The organism is Cellulomonas sp. A375-1, from assembly GCF_001040865.1.
In the GTDB taxonomy this organism is placed as follows: Bacteria; Actinomycetota; Actinomycetes; order Actinomycetales; family Cellulomonadaceae; genus Cellulomonas; species Cellulomonas gelida.
Genome location: NZ_LFKW01000015.1, coordinates 1 through 15,868, shown reverse-complemented (window position 1 = coordinate 15,868; position 15,868 = coordinate 1). Strand labels below are relative to the sequence as shown.

18 protein-coding genes are annotated in these 15,868 nt (G+C 73.7%); 10 read left to right on the top strand and 8 right to left on the bottom strand.

Annotation, left to right across the window (positions count from 1 at the left end):
* Window positions 1-228 precede the first annotated feature (228 nt).
* The 3 genes from nadA to CWIS_RS01740 are packed head-to-tail and all read left to right on the top strand — an operon-like array spanning window position 229 to window position 2,666.
* On the top strand, window positions 229-1,428 hold the full coding sequence (gene nadA, locus CWIS_RS01750; RefSeq protein WP_048341509.1) for a quinolinate synthase NadA: 1,200 nt from the start codon (window positions 229-231) through the stop codon (window positions 1,426-1,428).
* Between the two features lie 37 nt (window positions 1,429-1,465).
* Window positions 1,466-2,065, top strand: coding sequence for a DJ-1/PfpI family protein (locus tag CWIS_RS01745; protein WP_048341508.1), 600 nt, complete (start codon window positions 1,466-1,468; stop codon window positions 2,063-2,065).
* 58 nt (window positions 2,066-2,123) lie between these two features.
* Window positions 2,124-2,666 carry a thioesterase family protein gene (locus CWIS_RS01740; RefSeq protein ID WP_048341507.1) on the top strand — a complete coding sequence of 181 codons (543 nt, stop codon included), beginning with the start codon at window positions 2,124-2,126 and terminating at the stop codon, window positions 2,664-2,666.
* Between the two features lie 15 nt (window positions 2,667-2,681).
* On the opposite strand, the gene CWIS_RS01735 is transcribed toward CWIS_RS01740, so the two are convergent.
* Both CWIS_RS01735 and CWIS_RS01730 read right to left on the bottom strand, forming a co-directional pair.
* On the bottom strand, window positions 2,682-4,091 hold the full coding sequence (locus CWIS_RS01735; RefSeq protein WP_353848616.1) for a pyridoxal-dependent decarboxylase: 1,410 nt from the start codon (window positions 4,089-4,091) through the stop codon (window positions 2,682-2,684).
* A 61-nt stretch (window positions 4,092-4,152) separates the two neighbouring features.
* Entirely contained in the window at window positions 4,153-5,541 is a 1,389-nt protein-coding gene (locus CWIS_RS01730; protein ID WP_082156139.1) for a dipeptidase, read from the bottom strand.
* A gap of 32 nt (window positions 5,542-5,573) precedes the next feature.
* On the opposite strand from CWIS_RS01730, the gene CWIS_RS01725 reads away from it, so the two are divergent.
* A complete protein-coding gene (locus CWIS_RS01725) occupies window positions 5,574-6,170 on the top strand; it encodes a DUF3043 domain-containing protein (protein WP_053071494.1) in 597 nt (198 codons plus the stop codon).
* Between the two features lie 63 nt (window positions 6,171-6,233).
* Window positions 6,234-7,244 carry an aldo/keto reductase family protein gene (locus CWIS_RS01720; RefSeq protein ID WP_048341506.1) on the top strand — a complete coding sequence of 337 codons (1,011 nt, stop codon included), beginning with the start codon at window positions 6,234-6,236 and terminating at the stop codon, window positions 7,242-7,244.
* A gap of 45 nt (window positions 7,245-7,289) precedes the next feature.
* Here CWIS_RS01720 and CWIS_RS01715 read toward each other — a convergent pair whose 3' ends face one another.
* On the bottom strand, window positions 7,290-7,949 hold the full coding sequence (locus CWIS_RS01715) for a YitT family protein (RefSeq protein WP_048341505.1): 660 nt from the start codon (window positions 7,947-7,949) through the stop codon (window positions 7,290-7,292).
* Window positions 7,946-8,122, bottom strand: coding sequence for a hypothetical protein (locus CWIS_RS18235; protein ID WP_156186509.1), 177 nt, complete (start codon window positions 8,120-8,122; stop codon window positions 7,946-7,948). The genes CWIS_RS01715 and CWIS_RS18235 overlap by 4 nt, the downstream gene beginning before the upstream one ends.
* Window positions 8,123-8,183: 61 nt before the next feature.
* Here CWIS_RS18235 and CWIS_RS01710 point away from each other — a divergent pair, with 61 nt between their 5' ends.
* On the top strand, window positions 8,184-9,665 hold the full coding sequence (locus tag CWIS_RS01710; RefSeq protein WP_053071493.1) for a PLP-dependent aminotransferase family protein: 1,482 nt from the start codon (window positions 8,184-8,186) through the stop codon (window positions 9,663-9,665).
* A gap of 10 nt (window positions 9,666-9,675) precedes the next feature.
* Here CWIS_RS01710 and CWIS_RS01705 read toward each other — a convergent pair whose 3' ends face one another.
* From CWIS_RS01705 to CWIS_RS01690, 4 genes are read right to left on the bottom strand one after another with little or no spacing between them, the layout of a single operon-like run.
* Window positions 9,676-9,885, bottom strand: coding sequence for a hypothetical protein (locus CWIS_RS01705; RefSeq protein ID WP_048341504.1), 210 nt, complete (start codon window positions 9,883-9,885; stop codon window positions 9,676-9,678).
* The gene (locus tag CWIS_RS01700; protein WP_048341503.1) at window positions 9,882-10,937 is read right to left on the bottom strand and encodes a quinone-dependent dihydroorotate dehydrogenase; all 1,056 of its coding nucleotides are present in this window, start codon (window positions 10,935-10,937) and stop codon (window positions 9,882-9,884) included. Before CWIS_RS01700 ends, CWIS_RS01705 begins: the two co-directional genes overlap by 4 nt.
* 4 nt (window positions 10,938-10,941) lie before the next feature.
* Window positions 10,942-11,382: a hypothetical protein gene (locus CWIS_RS01695; protein ID WP_048341502.1), complete on the bottom strand. Its 441-nt coding sequence runs from the start codon at window positions 11,380-11,382 to the stop codon at window positions 10,942-10,944.
* Complete coding sequence (locus CWIS_RS01690) at window positions 11,379-11,738, bottom strand: hypothetical protein (RefSeq protein ID WP_048341501.1); 360 nt, start codon at window positions 11,736-11,738, stop codon at window positions 11,379-11,381. Before CWIS_RS01690 ends, CWIS_RS01695 begins: the two co-directional genes overlap by 4 nt.
* A 61-nt stretch (window positions 11,739-11,799) precedes the next feature.
* Between CWIS_RS01690 and CWIS_RS01685 the strand changes: the two genes are divergently transcribed.
* From CWIS_RS01685 to CWIS_RS01670, 4 genes are all read left to right on the top strand, one after another.
* Window positions 11,800-13,323 carry a leucyl aminopeptidase gene (locus tag CWIS_RS01685; protein ID WP_048341500.1) on the top strand — a complete coding sequence of 508 codons (1,524 nt, stop codon included), beginning with the start codon at window positions 11,800-11,802 and terminating at the stop codon, window positions 13,321-13,323.
* 52 nt (window positions 13,324-13,375) lie between these two features.
* Window positions 13,376-13,729 carry a hypothetical protein gene (locus CWIS_RS01680; protein ID WP_053071492.1) on the top strand — a complete coding sequence of 118 codons (354 nt, stop codon included), beginning with the start codon at window positions 13,376-13,378 and terminating at the stop codon, window positions 13,727-13,729.
* Window positions 13,730-13,922: 193 nt separating this feature from the next.
* The gene (gene lpdA / locus CWIS_RS01675; RefSeq protein ID WP_048341511.1) at window positions 13,923-15,308 is read left to right on the top strand and encodes a dihydrolipoyl dehydrogenase; all 1,386 of its coding nucleotides are present in this window, start codon (window positions 13,923-13,925) and stop codon (window positions 15,306-15,308) included.
* 27 nt (window positions 15,309-15,335) lie between these two features.
* Window positions 15,336-15,868: biotin/lipoyl-containing protein (locus CWIS_RS01670; RefSeq protein ID WP_048341499.1), on the top strand; the 533-nt coding region annotated here is incomplete at its 3' end.

The window sequence follows — 15,868 nt, the reverse complement described above, 5'->3', positions numbered from 1 at the left end:
TCGTGCGGGCAGGTCTCGCGCCACGCCTCAGCGATCGCCACCGCCGCCTGCGCGGACGTCAGGCTCGAGCCGAAGCAGTCGGGGGCCACCAGCACATGCACGACGCGCATCGTCGCACGTGCGCCGCCGCCCGGCCGCGACAGCGACCCCGCGCGACGACGACCGGGCGTGGCCCGGGCGCCGGAGGTCCCCGACGTGCCCCGCGCGCGTTGTGCGAGGATCGGCATCGTGAGCCTGACCACCCCTGGGACGTTCGTGGAGCCCGCGCCCTCGGCCCTGCTCCTGCTCGGCCGCGGCGTCGACCTCGCCTCCGAGCGGGGCGTCGAGTGCGCCGGCGCGCTGCCCTCCCCCAGCGACCCCGACCTCGTCGAACGTGCCCGCGCGGCCCGGGCGGCGCTGGGCGACCGCGCGTTCGTGCTCGGGCACCACTACCAGCGCGACGAGGTCATCGCCTTCGCCGACGTGACGGGTGACTCCTTCAAGCTCGCGCGCGAGGCCGCGGCGCGGCCCGACGCCGAGTTCGTCATCTTCTGCGGCGTGCACTTCATGGCCGAGTCGGCGGACATCCTGACGTCCGAGTCGCAGCAGGTCGTGCTCCCCGACCTCGCGGCGGGCTGCTCGATGGCCGACATGGCCGCGATCGACCAGGTCGAGGACGCGTGGGAGGTGCTCGTCGAGGCGGGCGTCGCCGACGACACGGTGCCCGTGACCTACATGAACTCGACCGCCGCGATCAAGGCGTTCACGGGCCGCCACGGCGGGACGGTCTGCACGTCGTCGAACGCCCACGTCGCGCTGCGCTGGGCGTTCGACAAGGTCGGCGGCGTCGACGGCACCGGCAAGGTGCTGTTCATGCCGGACCAGCACCTGGGGCGCAACACCGCGGTCCAGCAGCTCGGGCTCTCGCTCGACGACTGCGTCGTCTTCGACCCGCGTCGCCCCGGCGGCGGACTGACGACGGCCGAGCTGCGCGACGCGCGCATGATCCTGTGGCGCGGCCACTGCTCGGTGCACGGCCGGTTCTCGGAGCGCAACGTCGCCGACGTGCGCGCGGCCGACCCCGACGTGACGGTCCTGGTGCACCCGGAGTGCAAGCACGAGGTGGTCACCGCGGCCGACATGGTCGGCTCGACGGAGTACATCATCAAGGCGCTCGACGCGGCGCCCGCGGGCTCGTCGTGGGCGATCGGCACCGAGCTCAACCTGGTGCGCCGGCTCGCGGACGCGCACCCGGACAAGAAGATCCACTACCTCGACTCGACGGTGTGCTTCTGCTCGACGATGAACCGGATCGACCTCCCGCACCTCGTGTGGACGATGGAGTCGCTCGTCGCGGGGCGCGTCGTGAACCGGGTCGTCGTCGACCCCGACGACGCGCACTGGGCCCGTGTGGCGCTCGACCAGATGCTCGCGCTGCCCGGCTACTGACCGCGGCGCGCCGACCACCGCTCCCCCCGGAGGCCCCGTGAGCACCGGCAAGTCGACCCGGATCGGCCTGTTCGTCTTCGACGCGTGCGAGGAGCTCGACGTCGTCGGGCCGTACGAGGTCCTCGCGTGGTGGGCGTGCCACCTGCGCACGGACACCGAGGTCGTCACGTTCTCGGCCGACGGCGCGGGCGTGCGCTGCGCCAAGGGCCTGCGCCTCGTGCCGGACACCTCCGCCGACGAGCTCGGCCCGCTGCACGTCCTGGTGTACCCCGGCGGGCAGGGCACCCGGGTGCTGCTGCGCGACGACGAGCATCTGGCCTGGGTGCGCCGGATGCGCGCGTCGACCCCGCTCATGACGAGCGTGTGCACCGGGTCGCTGGTCTACGCCGCGGCCGGGCTGCTCGCGGGGCGGCCCGCCACCACGCACTGGCGCGCGTTCGAGGAGCTCGCCGCGATCGACCCCAGCGTGCAGCAGGACCAGGTCGCCCGGTTCGTCGACGACGGCGACGTGGTCACCTCCGCGGGTGTCTCCGCGGGCATCGACATGGCCCTGCACCTGGTCGCGCGGCTCGACTCGGTCGCGAACGCGCGCGTCGTCAGGCGAGGCATCCAGTACGACCCGCTGCCGCCGGTCTAGTGCGAGGCTCGGCGTCGCCCCGCTCGGGTCGCGAGGTACTGATGAGTAACATCACGACGTGATCCGCACACTCCAGCTCGCGGCGGCCACGTTCCGTCCCCGTCGCGCGGTCCCCGGTCAGGACCTGCTCAGCCCCTCGGTCACGCGCATGCGCGTGCACCTGTCGGACCTGGACCTGTACCGCCACGTGAACAACGGCATCTACCTGCAGTGCATGGACGTCGCACGCTCGAACTTCCTCGCCGACCTCGGCGCGTTCGACGCGCTCAACGAACGCGGCTGGTATCCGGTCGTGGCCGCGCAGACCATCAAGTACCGCCGGTCCTTGACGTTCCGCCAGAGGTTCGAGATCACGACGACCGTTCTCGGCTGGGACGAGCGCGTCGTCTACCTCGAGCAGGCCTTCTCCCGTGCAGGACGCGACGGCGCCCCCGAGCACGTGGCGCGCGGGATCGTCGCCGGGCGTTTCCTCGGGCGGGACGGCGCGCGCGTGAGTGGCCCGGAGGTGGTCGAGCTCATCGTCGGCGCGCCGATGCCCAGCCCGACGCTGCCCGAGGACGTCGCGTCGTGGGCGCGGGCGGTGGACGTCGCGGCGCGCTGACGCCGCCCGCTCGCCTCACGGCACCGCGTCGATCGCGCGCCGCACCGCCTCGACCGTACGGCGCACCTGCCCCGCGTCGGTCCAGGCGTTGCTCACCGAGAACCGCAGCACGGTGCGGTCGTGCCAGCGCGACGTCGAGGCGTAGACCTCGCCCTGTGCGCGCAGGGCGTCGGCGACCGCGGCGGTGCGCTCGTCGGCGCCGAACGTGACGCACACCTGGGTGTAGACGACGTCGTTGAGGATCTCGACCCCGGCGAGCCTCCCCAGCTCGTCGGCCAGGAGCGCTGCCGCGGCCACGAGGCCGTCGACGAGTGCGGCGACGCCCGACCGCCCCAGCGCGGCGAGCGTCGCCCACACGGGGACGCCGCGTGCGCGGCGGGACATCTCCGGCACGAGCGTCCACGGGTCCAGCCCGGACGCCGTCGCGACGAGGTAGCTCGCCTGCGCGCCGAGCGCCGCGACGGCGTCCGCGGGGTGGGCGACGAACGAGACGCCGCAGTCGTACGGCGTGTTGAGGGTCTTGTGCGCGTCGGTCGCCCAGGAGTCCGCGCGCGCGAGGCCCGCCGCGAGGTGGGTCAGTCGCGGCGTCGCCGCGGCCCAGAGCCCGAACGCGCCGTCGACGTGCGCCCACGCGCCGTGCCGGTGCGCCGCGTCGGATGCGGCACCGACGTCGTCGAACGCGCCGGAGTGCAGGTTGCCCGCCTGCAGCACGACGATCGTGGGGTCCGACGACCGCGCGAGCTCGGCCTCGAGCGCCGCGACGTCGATGCGGCCCTCGCGGTCCGCCGGGACGAGGGCCGCCGCGCCCAGGCCCAGGTACCGCAGCGCGAGGTCGACCGACCCGTGCCGCTCGGCGCCCGCGAGCACCCGGACGCGTGGCGCACCCCCGAGACCGTGCGCCTCGACGTCCCACCCGGCGTCGGCCAGCACGCGGTGGCGCGCGGCGGCCAGGCCCGCGAGGTTCGCGGTGGTCGCTCCCGTGGTGAACCCGACGCTCGCGGTGTCGGGTAGCCCGAGCAGGTCGAGCAGCCAGCGGCCCGCGAGCTCCTCGACGGCCGAGGTGCCCGGCATCGGCTCGCGCATCGCCGCGTTCTGGTCCCACGCCGTGACGAGCCAGTCGGCCGCGACCGCCACCGGGTGCGTGCCGCCGATGACCCACCCGTAGAACCGCGGCGACTGGCTCGCGATCAGCGCGGGCTCGACCGCGTCAGCGAGCCGTCCCACGACGGCGGCAGGGTCCTGCCCGGCCTCGGGCAGCACGCGGCCGAGGCGGTCCTGGACCGCGTCCACGCCGGTCGCCGGGGCGACGTGGCGTTCAGGCACGGCCTCGAGCCACGCGACGGCACGGGCGAAGGCGAGGTCGAGCGGGCGCTGCGCATCGGGCTCCATGCCCACCAGGAGCCGCGTGCGGCCCGCGTGATGCATACGGGCCGCACTCGGCTCCGCGGCGAGGTCAGGACGGCTCAGGCCGGGCGGCGCGTCCGGGTCAGCGGGCGAGGCGGTCCAGCAGCAGCGCCTCGGCCAGCACGACCTTCTCGAGCTCACCGAGGTGCACGGACTCGTTGGCGCCGTGCGCACGCGAGTCGGGGTCCTCGACGCCCGTCACGAGGATCGCGGCGTCGGGCCGCAGCTCGAGCAGGTCGGCGATGAACGGGATCGACCCGCCGATGCCGATGTCCACCGGGTCGGTGCCCCATGCCTGTGCGAACGCCCACCGCGCGACCCGCATCGCGGCAGAGTCGTCGGGCGCCTGGAACGGCTTGCCCTGCTCGCCCTCGCGCACCGTGACGTGCGCGCCGAACGGTGCGTGCCCCTCGAGGTGGCTGCGCACGGCCGCCATCGCCTGCGCGGGGTCGCTGCCGGGCGCGATCCGCACCGACAGCTTGGCGGTCGCGCGCGGGGCGATGGTGTTGGAGGCGCTCGCGACGCGCGTCGCGTCGAAGCCGATCACGCTGATCGCGGGTCGCGTCCACATGCGGGCCGTGAGCGGGCCGGTCCCGGCCAGCTGCACGCCGTCCAGCACGCCCGCGTCCGCGCGGAACGTCGCCTCGTCGTAGTCGACGGCAGGGTCGGGCGCGTGGTGCAGTCCTGCGACCGCGACGTCACCGTGCTCGTCGTGCAGCGTCGCGATCAGGCGCGCGAGCAGCGTGGGCGCGTCGAGCACCGGACCGCCGTACATGCCCGAGTGGATCGCGTGGTCGAGCGCCGCGACCTCGACCTCGAGGTCGACCAGCCCGCGCAGCGACGTCGTGAGCGCCGGCACCCCGACCGCCCAGTTCGACGAGTCCGCGACCACCATGACGTCGGCCGACAGCTCGTCGCGGTGCGCCCGCAGGAAGTCGCCGAACGTGGGCGAGCCGATCTCCTCCTCACCCTCGACGAACACGACGAGGCCGACGCCGAGCTCGTCGCCGAGCACCCGGAGCGCACCGAGGTGCGCGACGATGCCGGCCTTGTCGTCCGCCGCCCCGCGCCCGTACAGACGGCCGTCGCGCTCGACGGGCTCGAACGGAGGCGTCTGCCACTCGGCCTCGTCACCGGGCGGCTGCACGTCGTGGTGCGCGTACAGCAGCACCGTCGGAGCTCCCTCGCGTCCCGGCCGGGTCGCGAGCACGGCGGGTCGACCACGGCGGCCGTCCGCCCCCGCGACGTGCAGCACGCGCACGTCCTCGATGCCCGCGCCGCGCAGCAGGTCGGCGACGTGCGCCGCGCTCACCGCGACGTGCCCCTGGTCGAACTCGGCGTTCGACACGCTCGGGATCCGCACGAGCGTCTCGAGCTCGGCGCGCAGCGCGGGGAAGGCCGCTGCGGTGCGGTCGCGCAGCTCTGCGACCCGCTCAGGAGAGGGAACGGTGGTGATGTCGTCGTCGGTCACGGCGAGCCACGCTACTCGACTACCCTGAGGGGGTGTTCGGACGCCGCAACGACCCCGTGACGACCTCGACCCCGGCCGACGACGAGCTGCCTGTCGGCATCGTCGAGGACAGCCGCAAGGGCCGCCCTACGCCCAAGCGCAAGGAGGCCGAGGCCGCGAACAAGCGTCCCCTCGTCCCGGCCGACCGCCAGAGCGCCACCAAGGCCGCGCGCCAGGCCCAGCGGGAGCAGCGCGACCGCGAGTACAAGGCCATGCAGACGGGCGACGAGAGCGCGATGCCGGTCCGCGACCGCGGTCCCCTGCGCCGGTACGTCCGCGACTACGTCGACGCGCGGTTCAACCTCGGCGAGTTCTTCCTGCCGATCGCGGCCGTCTGCCTCGTCGTGCAGCTCTCGTTCGCGCAGATCAACGCCGCCGTCTCCATCATCGCCCTGTTCGGCCTGTACCTGTACGTCGTGGCCGCGATCATCGACGGCGCGGTGCTCTGGTTCCGGCTCAAGCGCCGGATCGTCGCGAAGTTCGGTGCCGTTCCGCGCGGCACGCTCATGTACGCCGTGATGCGCGCCTTCCAGCTGCGCCGTTCGCGCCTGCCGAAGCCCCAGGTCAAGCGCCGCGCGTACCCCGAGTGACGATCTTCACTCGTCGTCCCTGACGGTGCGGGAGCCCACCGCCCCTGTGCCTAGGGTGGAGTCATGGTCAACTACCGCTACCTGGGACGCTCGGGACTCAAGGTCACCGAGATCATCTACGGCAACTGGCTCACGCACGGGTCGCAGGTCGAGAACGACACCGCGACGGCGTGCGTGCGCGCCGCGCTCGACGCGGGCATCACGACGTTCGACACCGCCGACGTGTACGCCAACACCGCCGCCGAGACGGTGCTCGGCGAGGCCCTGAAGGGCGAGCGTCGCGAGAGCCTCGAGGTCCTCACGAAGGTCTACTGGCCGACCGGCCCCAAGGGCGCCAACGACTCGGGCCTGTCGCGCAAGCACATCCACGAGTCGATCAACGGCTCGCTGCGGCGCCTCCAGACCGACTACGTCGACGTCTACCAGGCGCACCGCTGGGACCACGCGACGCCGCTCGAGGAGACGATGGTGGCGTTCGCCGACGTCGTCCGTCAGGGCAAGGCCCTGTACATCGGCGTGAGCGAGTGGACGGCCGACCAGATCCGTGCGGGCGCCGCGCTCGCGCGCGAGCTGCGCATCCCCCTCGTCTCGAGCCAGCCCCAGTACTCGATGCTGTGGCGCGTCATCGAGGAGGAGGTCGTACCCGCCTCGCGCGAGGAGGGCCTGTCCCAGATCGTCTGGTCGCCGGTCGCGCAGGGCGTGCTCACCGGCAAGTACCTGCCCGGACAGCCGGCCCCGGAGGGCTCGCGCGGCACGGACGCCAAGGGCGGCGCGCGCATGATCGGCAGCTTCCTGGAGGACCAGACGATCCTCGAGCGCGTGCAGGGGCTGCGGCCCGTCGCCGACGAGCTCGGCCTCACGATGGCCCAGCTTGCCGTGGCCTGGGTGCTGCAGAACGACAACGTCGCCGCGGCGATCATCGGCGCGTCGCGCCCCGAGCAGGTCGCCGAGAACGTCAAGGCGTCCGGCGTGACGATCCCGGCCGAGCTGCTGGCGCGGATCGACGAGGTCCTGGGCGACAGCGTCGTGCGCGACCCGGCCGAGACCGTGAAGTCCTCGCCCGCCACGCGCTGACGCACCGCGGACGACGCGCTGACGGGCCGGCCCGGCGCCGGTCCGTCAGCGCACGGGAGCGCGGTCCGGCTCGTCGGGCAGGACCTGCGCACCTGTCGTCGGCGTCGTGGTGCCGGTGACGCTCAGCCGCGGCAGCAGCACGTGCACGAGCGGCCCGACGAGCAGTGCGTACGCGACGGTGCCGACGCCGAAGCGCCCGCCGAGCAACATCCCGGTGAGCACCACGACGACCTCGATCGAGGTCCGCACGAGCGCGACCGAGCGGCCCGTGCGCGCCACGAGACCGGTCATGAGCCCGTCCCTCGGCCCCGGACCGAGGCCCGCGCCGACGTAGAGAGCGGTCGCCAGGGCGTTGAGCGCGATGCCCGCGACCACGACGAGGACGCGCACCGGCAGCGGGACGTCCGCCAGGCCGCCGAACAGCGCGAGGAACGGGTCGACGAGCACGCCGATCACGAGGACGTTCGCGATCGTGCCGAAGCCCGGGCGCTGCCGCAGCGGGATCCAGCACGCGAGGACGAGCGCGCTGAGCACGAGCGTGACCGTGCCGAACGACGCACCCGTGCGACGGGCGACGCCCTGGCTCAGCACGTCCCACGGCATGTTGCCGAGCTCCGCGCAGACGAGCAACGCGATCGACACCGCGTACAGCACGAGGCCGAGCGCGAGGCGAACGAGCCGGCGGCCGGCGGGTGCGGGGATCACGGCTTCATCCTGACGGACGCGGACACCGACGTGCTGCGCGGCACCTCGAGCGAGGTGCCCTCAGCCCAGTCGCGCACCACAGGCCGGGCGGTGCGCCCGTCACCCCGGATCGTTGCTACCAGAGAGGCCATCAGGGCGACCACCACCATCACCGACATCATCCACACCCACATGACCGCCAATCTGGCGCGTCCTGGCTATACATTCCATAGCCATTGATGCAACAGTGGCTTCATGACCTCGACCGCCACGCGCGCCGAGCCGCCGCTGACGAGCGACCGCCGCGTCTCGGGCCACGGCGTCCGCTCGATCATCGGCTCGTGGTCGCGGCCGGGTGCCGCCTACGGTGCACTCGCGGACGCGCTGCGCCAGGCGGTCCTGTCCGGCGCTCTCCCGCTGCGCACGCGGCTGCCCAGCGAACGTGAGCTCGCCGAGGCCCTCGGGGTCTCGCGCACGACCACCACCGCGGCGTACGACACCCTGCGCGACGAGGGCTACCTCACCTCGCGCCGCGGGTCGGGCACCGTCACCACGCTCCCCACGCGCCTGCCCTCGACGACGGGCCAGTTCCGCGCGGCCCAGGGCGCCGACGACCTCGTCGACCTCACCACCGCCGCTCCGTTCGCCCCCGACGAGCTGCACGCCGCGGTCCGCGACGCGCTCGACCTGCTCCCCCGCTACCTGCCCACCACGGGCTACTTCCCCGGCGGCCTGCCCGAGCTCCGCGCGGCGATCGCGGCGCGCTACACCGAGCGCGGGACGCCGACCACGCCCGACCAGGTGCTCGTCACCACGGGCGGGCAGGAGGCCATCCACCTGCTCGTCGGCGCCCACGCCGGCCCGGGCGACCGCGTGCTGCTCGAGCACCCGACCTACCCGCACGCGATCGACGCCGTCCGCGCCGCCTCCGCGCGGCCCGTGGTCGTGCCGTCCGGTCCCGACGGCATCGACCTCGACCTGTTCGCGTCGACACTGCGGCAGGCGTCCCCGCGGCTGGCCTATCTCATCCCCGACCACCGCAACCCGACGGGCACGTCTCTGAGCGCGGACGCGCGCGCGCAGGTGCGCGAGCTGGCCGACCGCACGCGCACGCTGGTCGTCGGCGACGAGGCGCTCACCGACCTCACGCTCGAGGGGCCCGATCCCGCGTCGTTCGCCGGGGACGGGACCTCCCCGCACGTCGCGTGCCTCGGCTCGGCGTCCAAGGGCTACTGGGGCGGGCTGCGCATCGGGTGGGTGCGCGGGCACCGCGACCTCGTGGGGCGGCTGACGGTGCACCGCGGCCACGTCGACATCGGCTCGTCGGTCCTCGACCAGCTCGTCGTCGCACGCCTGCTCGCCGACCGTGACGCCGTGCTCGCACGCCGCCGCCAGCAGCTGCGCGAGCGCCGCGACCTCGTGCGCGCGCTGATCGCCCAGCGGCTGCCGTCGTGGACCCCGAACCGTCCGGCGGGCGGGCTGTCGCTGTGGGTCGACCTGGGTGCCCCGGTGTCGTCCGCGCTCGCCGCGCTCGCACCGCGGCACGGCGTGCGCGTCGCAGCCGGACCGGCGTTCGGCGTCGAGCCCGGCCTCGAGCGCTACCTGCGCGTGCCGTTCACCGAGCCGCCGGACCGGCTCGAGCTGGCCGTGGACGGCCTCGCCCGTGCCTGGGCGGAGCTGGGCGTGGACGACGACGTGCGCGCGTCGTCACCCACCGGCTCGCTCGTCGTCGTGTGACGGACGCGCGTCAGGCCTGCGGGAAGGCGATCGTCGGACCGACCCCGCGCTCCTCGTGCCGCAACGACGCCGCGACCACGCCCTGCGCGGCGAGCGCGCGCCAGTGCTCCCCGAGCCACTGCTCGGCGTCATAGCGGTTGCCGAACACCGGGCTCACCGGACGGTCGACCGGTCCGGCCCCGTCCTCGAGGCGCCACTCCCACTGCGGCCGCAGCGTCATCGCACCACCGCCGCCCGCGTGCGCCGCGCGTCGGCTGCGAGTGCCCTGCCGATGCGGGCGGCCCACGCCGGGCCCTGGTAGATGAACCCCGTGTAGCCCTGCACGAGGGTCGCGCCGACCGCGAGGTACTCGCGCGCGTCGGCGGCCGTCGTGATGCCGCCCACCCCGATGATCACCGCGTCGCGGCCGAGCCGGGTGCGCAGCCGGGCCACTACGTCGAGCCCGCGTGCGAGCACGGGCGGGCCGGACAGGCCACCGGGGCCGAGGTCGTGCGCGATCGTCGTGTTGACCGCGACGACGCCGTCCAGGCCGAGCTCGGCGGCGAGGTCGGCGACCGCGTCGACGTCCTCGTCGGACAGGTCCGGCGCGATCTTGACCAGCAGCGGGACGGGGGCGACCGCGGCGCGCGTCGTCGCCTCGTCGGCCGCCTCCCGCACCGCTTCGAGGATCGGCCGCAGCGCCTCGACCGACTGCAGGTCGCGCAGGCCGGGGGTGTTCGGCGACGAGACGTTCACGACGAGGTAGTCGGCGTACGCCGCGAGGCGGCCCGCGCTCGTGGCGTAGTCGATCGCCGCGTGCTCGGCGGGCGTGACCTTCGTCTTGCCGATGTTCACGCCGACCACGAGCCGCCGGCCGTGCGGCGTCGACCGCAGGCGCTCGAGCCTGCGGGCCACCACCTGCGAGCCCTCGTTGTTGAAGCCCATGCGGTTGCGCAGCGCACGCCGGTCGAGCACGCGCCACAGGCGCGGCTTGTCGTTACCCGGCTGCGCGTGTGCCGTGACGGTCCCGATCTCGACGAACGAGAAGCCCAGCATCGCGAGGCCCTCGACAGCCCGGGAGTTCTTGTCGAACCCTGCCGCGAGACCGAACCGACCGGGGAAGGCCCGGCCCCACACGTGCGTGGCGCCCGTGGCCGGGACCGCGAACACGCGGCCGACGACGGCGCGCAGGCCGGGGACGCGCCCCACGAATCCGATCAGCGAGAACGCGACCTCGTGCGCGCGCTCGGGATCCATGCGACGGAAGACCAGGTCGAACAGGAGGCGGTACACGCGCTCACCCTACGGTCGCGGCGCCCGTCGAGGAGGGGCCGTCCGGTGCACGGCCGGTCCGCCACAGCCACCACAACCCGACGAACGGCAGGACGAGCGGCACGTAGCCGTAGCCCGCGCCGAACTGCGACCACACGGTCTCGTCGGGGAAGTCGCCGACGTCGACCACGGACAGCGTGCCCACCACCAGCACCCCGAGCAGCTCGAAGCCGACCGTGACCCACGCGAGGCGGCGCAGGTCGCGGGCCAGGGCGATCGTCGCGACGACGTAGACGATGCCGGCGAGCAGCGACAGCAGGTACGCGAGCGGCGCCTCGTCGAGCTTGGTGGTCACCTGGTACAGACCGCGGGCGGTCGCCGCCAGCGCCAGGACGCCGTAGACGGCGACCAGGAGGCGCCCGCCGCCGGTACCGGTGGGACGCGTGGCGCGCGCGACGTCGGTCACAGGGTCCCCCAGATCTGCAGGAGCCGGAGCTGCAGGAAGGCGACCGTGAACGTCGCCACGAGCAGGACGACCGAGCTCCAGCGCGTGCGCTCCGCGAACGCCCACGCGGCGGCGATCGGCAGCACGACGAGCTGCGTCACGACGTAGCCCCACAGGAGCACGCCGTCGACGCCGTGGTCACCCGTGGCCTGCACGATCGCCAGGACCACGGCCTGCACGACGAGGGCACCCTCGACCACCGCGCCGCCCCAGAGCTGGCGCAGGACCACCGCGCGGTCGGCGACGACGAACCACAGCGCCCACCCCGCGAGGGCGGCGCACAGGAGCGCGACGAGCAGCGAGAGGACGACGGTCACGGCTGCACAACCTACCCGCCGGCGACCACCGTCCGGCGTCGCGACGCGAGACGGCCCGGCCATGCGTCCCGTGGTCCCGGGCGCTCGCGCGGTTACGATCGGGGGCGTGATCTCGCTGACCTCGAAGAACCCCGCCCAGCTCGCCGTCGACGCCGTCGTGGTCGCCGTCCGGCCCCGAGGCAACGCGGTCGACGCGGTCGACGCCGCGTGGCTGCCCAAGGAGCTCACACAGCTCCTCGCGCGCGACGCCGCGCGGCTCGGCATCACGGGTGCGGTCGACGAGGTGCGCCGCATCCCGGGCATCGGGTTGAAGGCGTCCACGCTCGTGCTCACGGGCGTCGGCGAGACCGAGCTCGACGGGTCTGACGCGGGCCGCGAGGCGCTGCGCCGCGCCGCCGGCGCCGCGACGCGTGAGCTCGCCGGGCTCGAGTCCGTCGCCGTCGCGCTCCCGACGCCGGACGCCGGCGCGGTCGGCGCGGTGGCCGAGGGCGCGCTGCTCGGCGCGTACGCGTTCAGCCGCTACCACGCGCTGCACGCCGCACCCGTCGCGCGTGTCGAGGTCGTCACCGACCGGACGCGCGAGCGCGCCGCGCAGGACGCGGTGGCGCGTGCCGAGGTCGTGGCGGCCGCGGTCCACGCCACGCGCGACCTGGTGAACACCGCCCCCAACGACCTGTACCCCTCCGCGTTCGCCGACGAGGCGAAGGCCGCGGTCAAGCAGGCGGGCGCCAAGAACCTCAAGGTCACCGTGCTCGACGAGAAGGCGCTCGCCTCGGGCGGGTACGGCGGCCTGGTCGGCGTCGGACAGGGTTCGGTCCGTCCGCCGCGGCTCGTGCGCGTCTCCTACTCCCCCGCCAAGCCGCGCGCGACCGTCGCGCTCGTCGGCAAGGGCATCACGTTCGACTCGGGCGGCATCTCGATCAAGCCCGCCGCGGGCATGGAGGCCATGAAGTCCGACATGGCGGGAGCGGCCGCCGTGCTGCACACCGTCGTCGCGGCGGCCAAGCTCGGCCTGCCGGTCGCCGTCACCGGCTGGCTCTGCCTGGCCGAGAACATGCCGTCGGGCACGGCCCAGCGCCCGTCCGACGTGCTCACCATCCGGGGCGGCACGACCGTCGAGGTCCTCAACACCGACGCCGAGGGCCGGCTCGTGATGGCCGACGGCCTGGTCGCGGCGCTCGAGGAGAAGCCGGACGTGGTGCTGGACATCGCGACCCTCACGGGCGCGCAGGTCGTCGCGCTCGGTCACCGTGTCTCGGCCGTCATGGGTACCGAGGACGCACGCGCTCAGGTGGTCGACGCCGCGACGGCCTCGGGCGAGCTGTTCTGGCCGATGCCGCTGCCGGACGAGCTGCGCGCGGGCCTGAAGTCGAAGGTCGCGGACATCGCGAACATCGGCGAGCGCTGGGGCGGGATGCTCTCCGCCGGCGTGTTCCTGCGCGAGTTCGTCGGCGAGTCCCCCTGGGCGCACCTCGACATCGCGGGACCCGCGTTCAACGAGCGCACCGCGCACGACTACACGCCCGTCGGCGGCACCGGGGTCGGTGTGCGCACGCTGCTCGCCTTCGTGGAGTCGCGCGCCTGAGCTCGTCGCGAACTGCCCGCCGACCGCCAGGTCGTGCGGTTACCCTCACCGCATGGGTCTGTTCCGACGGTCGTCGCGTCGAGCGAACGACGCCTCCGTGCCCGCGGAGCCGTCGCAGAAGGAGGTGCGCGAGGCGACGCTCGCGCACCTGCAGGAGTTCACGCGCACGCGCGTCGGCGTCGAGGCGTACGTCGAGCCGAAGACGAACGTCACGCCGACGACCGTGATGCTCGTGGCGACCGACGGCGAGTGGACGCGCCGCCGGGTCCCCGACGTGCGTGCCGCCGCCGAGCTCGCGCAGACGCTCGGCATCCCGGTCTACGACGTCCAGCGCACCGGCTACCCGCAGCGCGTGCGCGACTGGAACGCGCGGCAGCGGATCGAACGGCGCCGCGCGTCGTCCTGACCGGCCCGGGACCCGCCGCGGGCGCACTCACCGACGATTCGTGGGATGACTGTTCCCAGCATCACACCCGGAATCGTGCGCCCCGGGTTCGTTCGGTCGCGGCTTGGATGACAAGATGGTCGGCGACTGGGCAGACCCACGCCTCGAGCGCGCGGTCCGCCGACCCGTCGTCCTTGAGCTGAGGAGTCTGCACGTGGCCGAGACCACCGGCACCGCCTTCGACATCGTCGTCCTGGGAGCGGGAAGCGGTGGCTACGCGGCTGCCCTGCGCGCCGCCCAGCTCGGCAAGACCGTCGCCCTCGTCGAGGCCGACAAGGTCGGTGGGACCTGCCTGCACAAGGGCTGCATCCCGACCAAGGCGCTCCTGCACGCCGCCGAGCTCGCCGACAACGCCCGCGAGGGCGCGCACTACGGCGTGCACACGACGCTCGACCACGTCGACATGCCCGGCGTGAACCAGTACAAGGACACCGTCATCGGCGGCCTGTACAAGGGTCTGCAGGGGCTCATCAAGTCGCGCGGCATCACCGTCGTCGAGGGCTACGGCAAGCTCACCGGCCCGAACACGGTCGAGGTGAACGGCCAGACGCTGACCGGCGAGCACATCGTGCTCGCGACCGGCTCGTACGCGCGCTCCCTGCCCGGCCTCGAGATCGGCGGCCGGGTCATCACGTCCGACCAGGCGCTGCAGCTCGACTGGATCCCGCAGTCCGCGGTCATCCTCGGCGGCGGCGTGATCGGCTCGGAGTTCGCGAGCGTGTGGAAGTCGTTCGGCGCGGACGTCACGATCGTCGAGGCCCTGCCGCACCTGGTCCCCAACGAGGACGAGGCGCTGAGCAAGGCGTTCGAGCGTGCCTTCCGCAAGCGCGGCATCACGTTCAACCTCGGCGTCCGGTTCTCCGGCGTCACGCAGGACGACAACGGTGTGCACGTCTCGCTCGAGGACGGCAAGACGTTCGACGCCGACGTGCTGCTCGTCGCCGTCGGCCGCGGGCCGAGCACGAACGGCCTCGGTTTCGAGGAGCAGGGCATCACGCTCGACCGCGGCTTCGTCATCACCGACGAGAAGCTGCACACGGGCGTCGCGAACATCTGGGCCGTCGGCGACATCGTCCCCGGCCTGCAGCTCGCGCACCGCGGGTTCGCGCAGGGCATCTTCGTCGCCGAGCAGATCGCGGGCCTCAACCCGCAGCCGATCGTCGAGTCGGGCATCCCCCGCGTGACGTACTCCGAGCCCGAGGTCGCCTCCGTGGGCGTGACCGAGGCGCGCGCCAAGGAGCTCTACGGCGAGGACGGCGTCGAGTCGCTCGAGTACAACCTGGCCGGCAACGGCAAGAGCAAGATCCTCGGCACGCAGGGCTTCGTCAAGCTCGTGCGCCAGAAGGACGGCCCCGTCGTCGGCGTGCACATGATCGGCGCGCGCGTCGGCGAGCTCATCGGCGAGAGCCAGCTCATCGTGAACTGGGAGGCGTACCCGGAGGACGTCGCCGCCCTGGTCCACGCCCACCCGACGCAGAACGAGGCGCTCGGCGAGGCCCACCTGGCCCTCGCCGGCAAGCCGCTGCACGCCCACAACTGACCTGGAATCGAAGGAGACGACGCGGTCATGTCCCAGAACGTGCAGCTTCCTGCGCTCGGTGAGTCCGTCACCGAAGGCACCGTCACCCGCTGGCTGAAGAACGTCGGCGACACCGTGGAGGTCGACGAGCCCTTGCTCGAGATCTCCACCGACAAGGTCGACACCGAGATCCCGTCGCCGTTCGCCGGCGTGCTCGAGCAGATCCTCGTCCAGGAGGACGAGACGGTCGAGGTCGGCGCAGCGCTCGCCGTGATCGGTTCGGGCGAGGGCGCCGGGTCGTCCGACGAGGCGCCGGCCGAGCAGCCCGCCGCGCAGGAGGCCCCTGCCGAGCAGGCTCCCGTCGTGCAGCCCGCCGCCGAGGCGGCGCCCGCTCAGCAGTCGCCCGAGCAGCACGAGGAGGCCGCGCCCGCCGCGTCGGCGCAGGAGGCACCCGCGCAGGCGGCGGCCGCAGGCGACGCGCAGGACGTCACGCTGCCCGCGCTCGGCGAGTCCGTCACCGAGGGCACGGTCACGCGCTGGCTCAAGTCCGTCGGTGACGCCGTCGAGGTCGACGAGCCTCT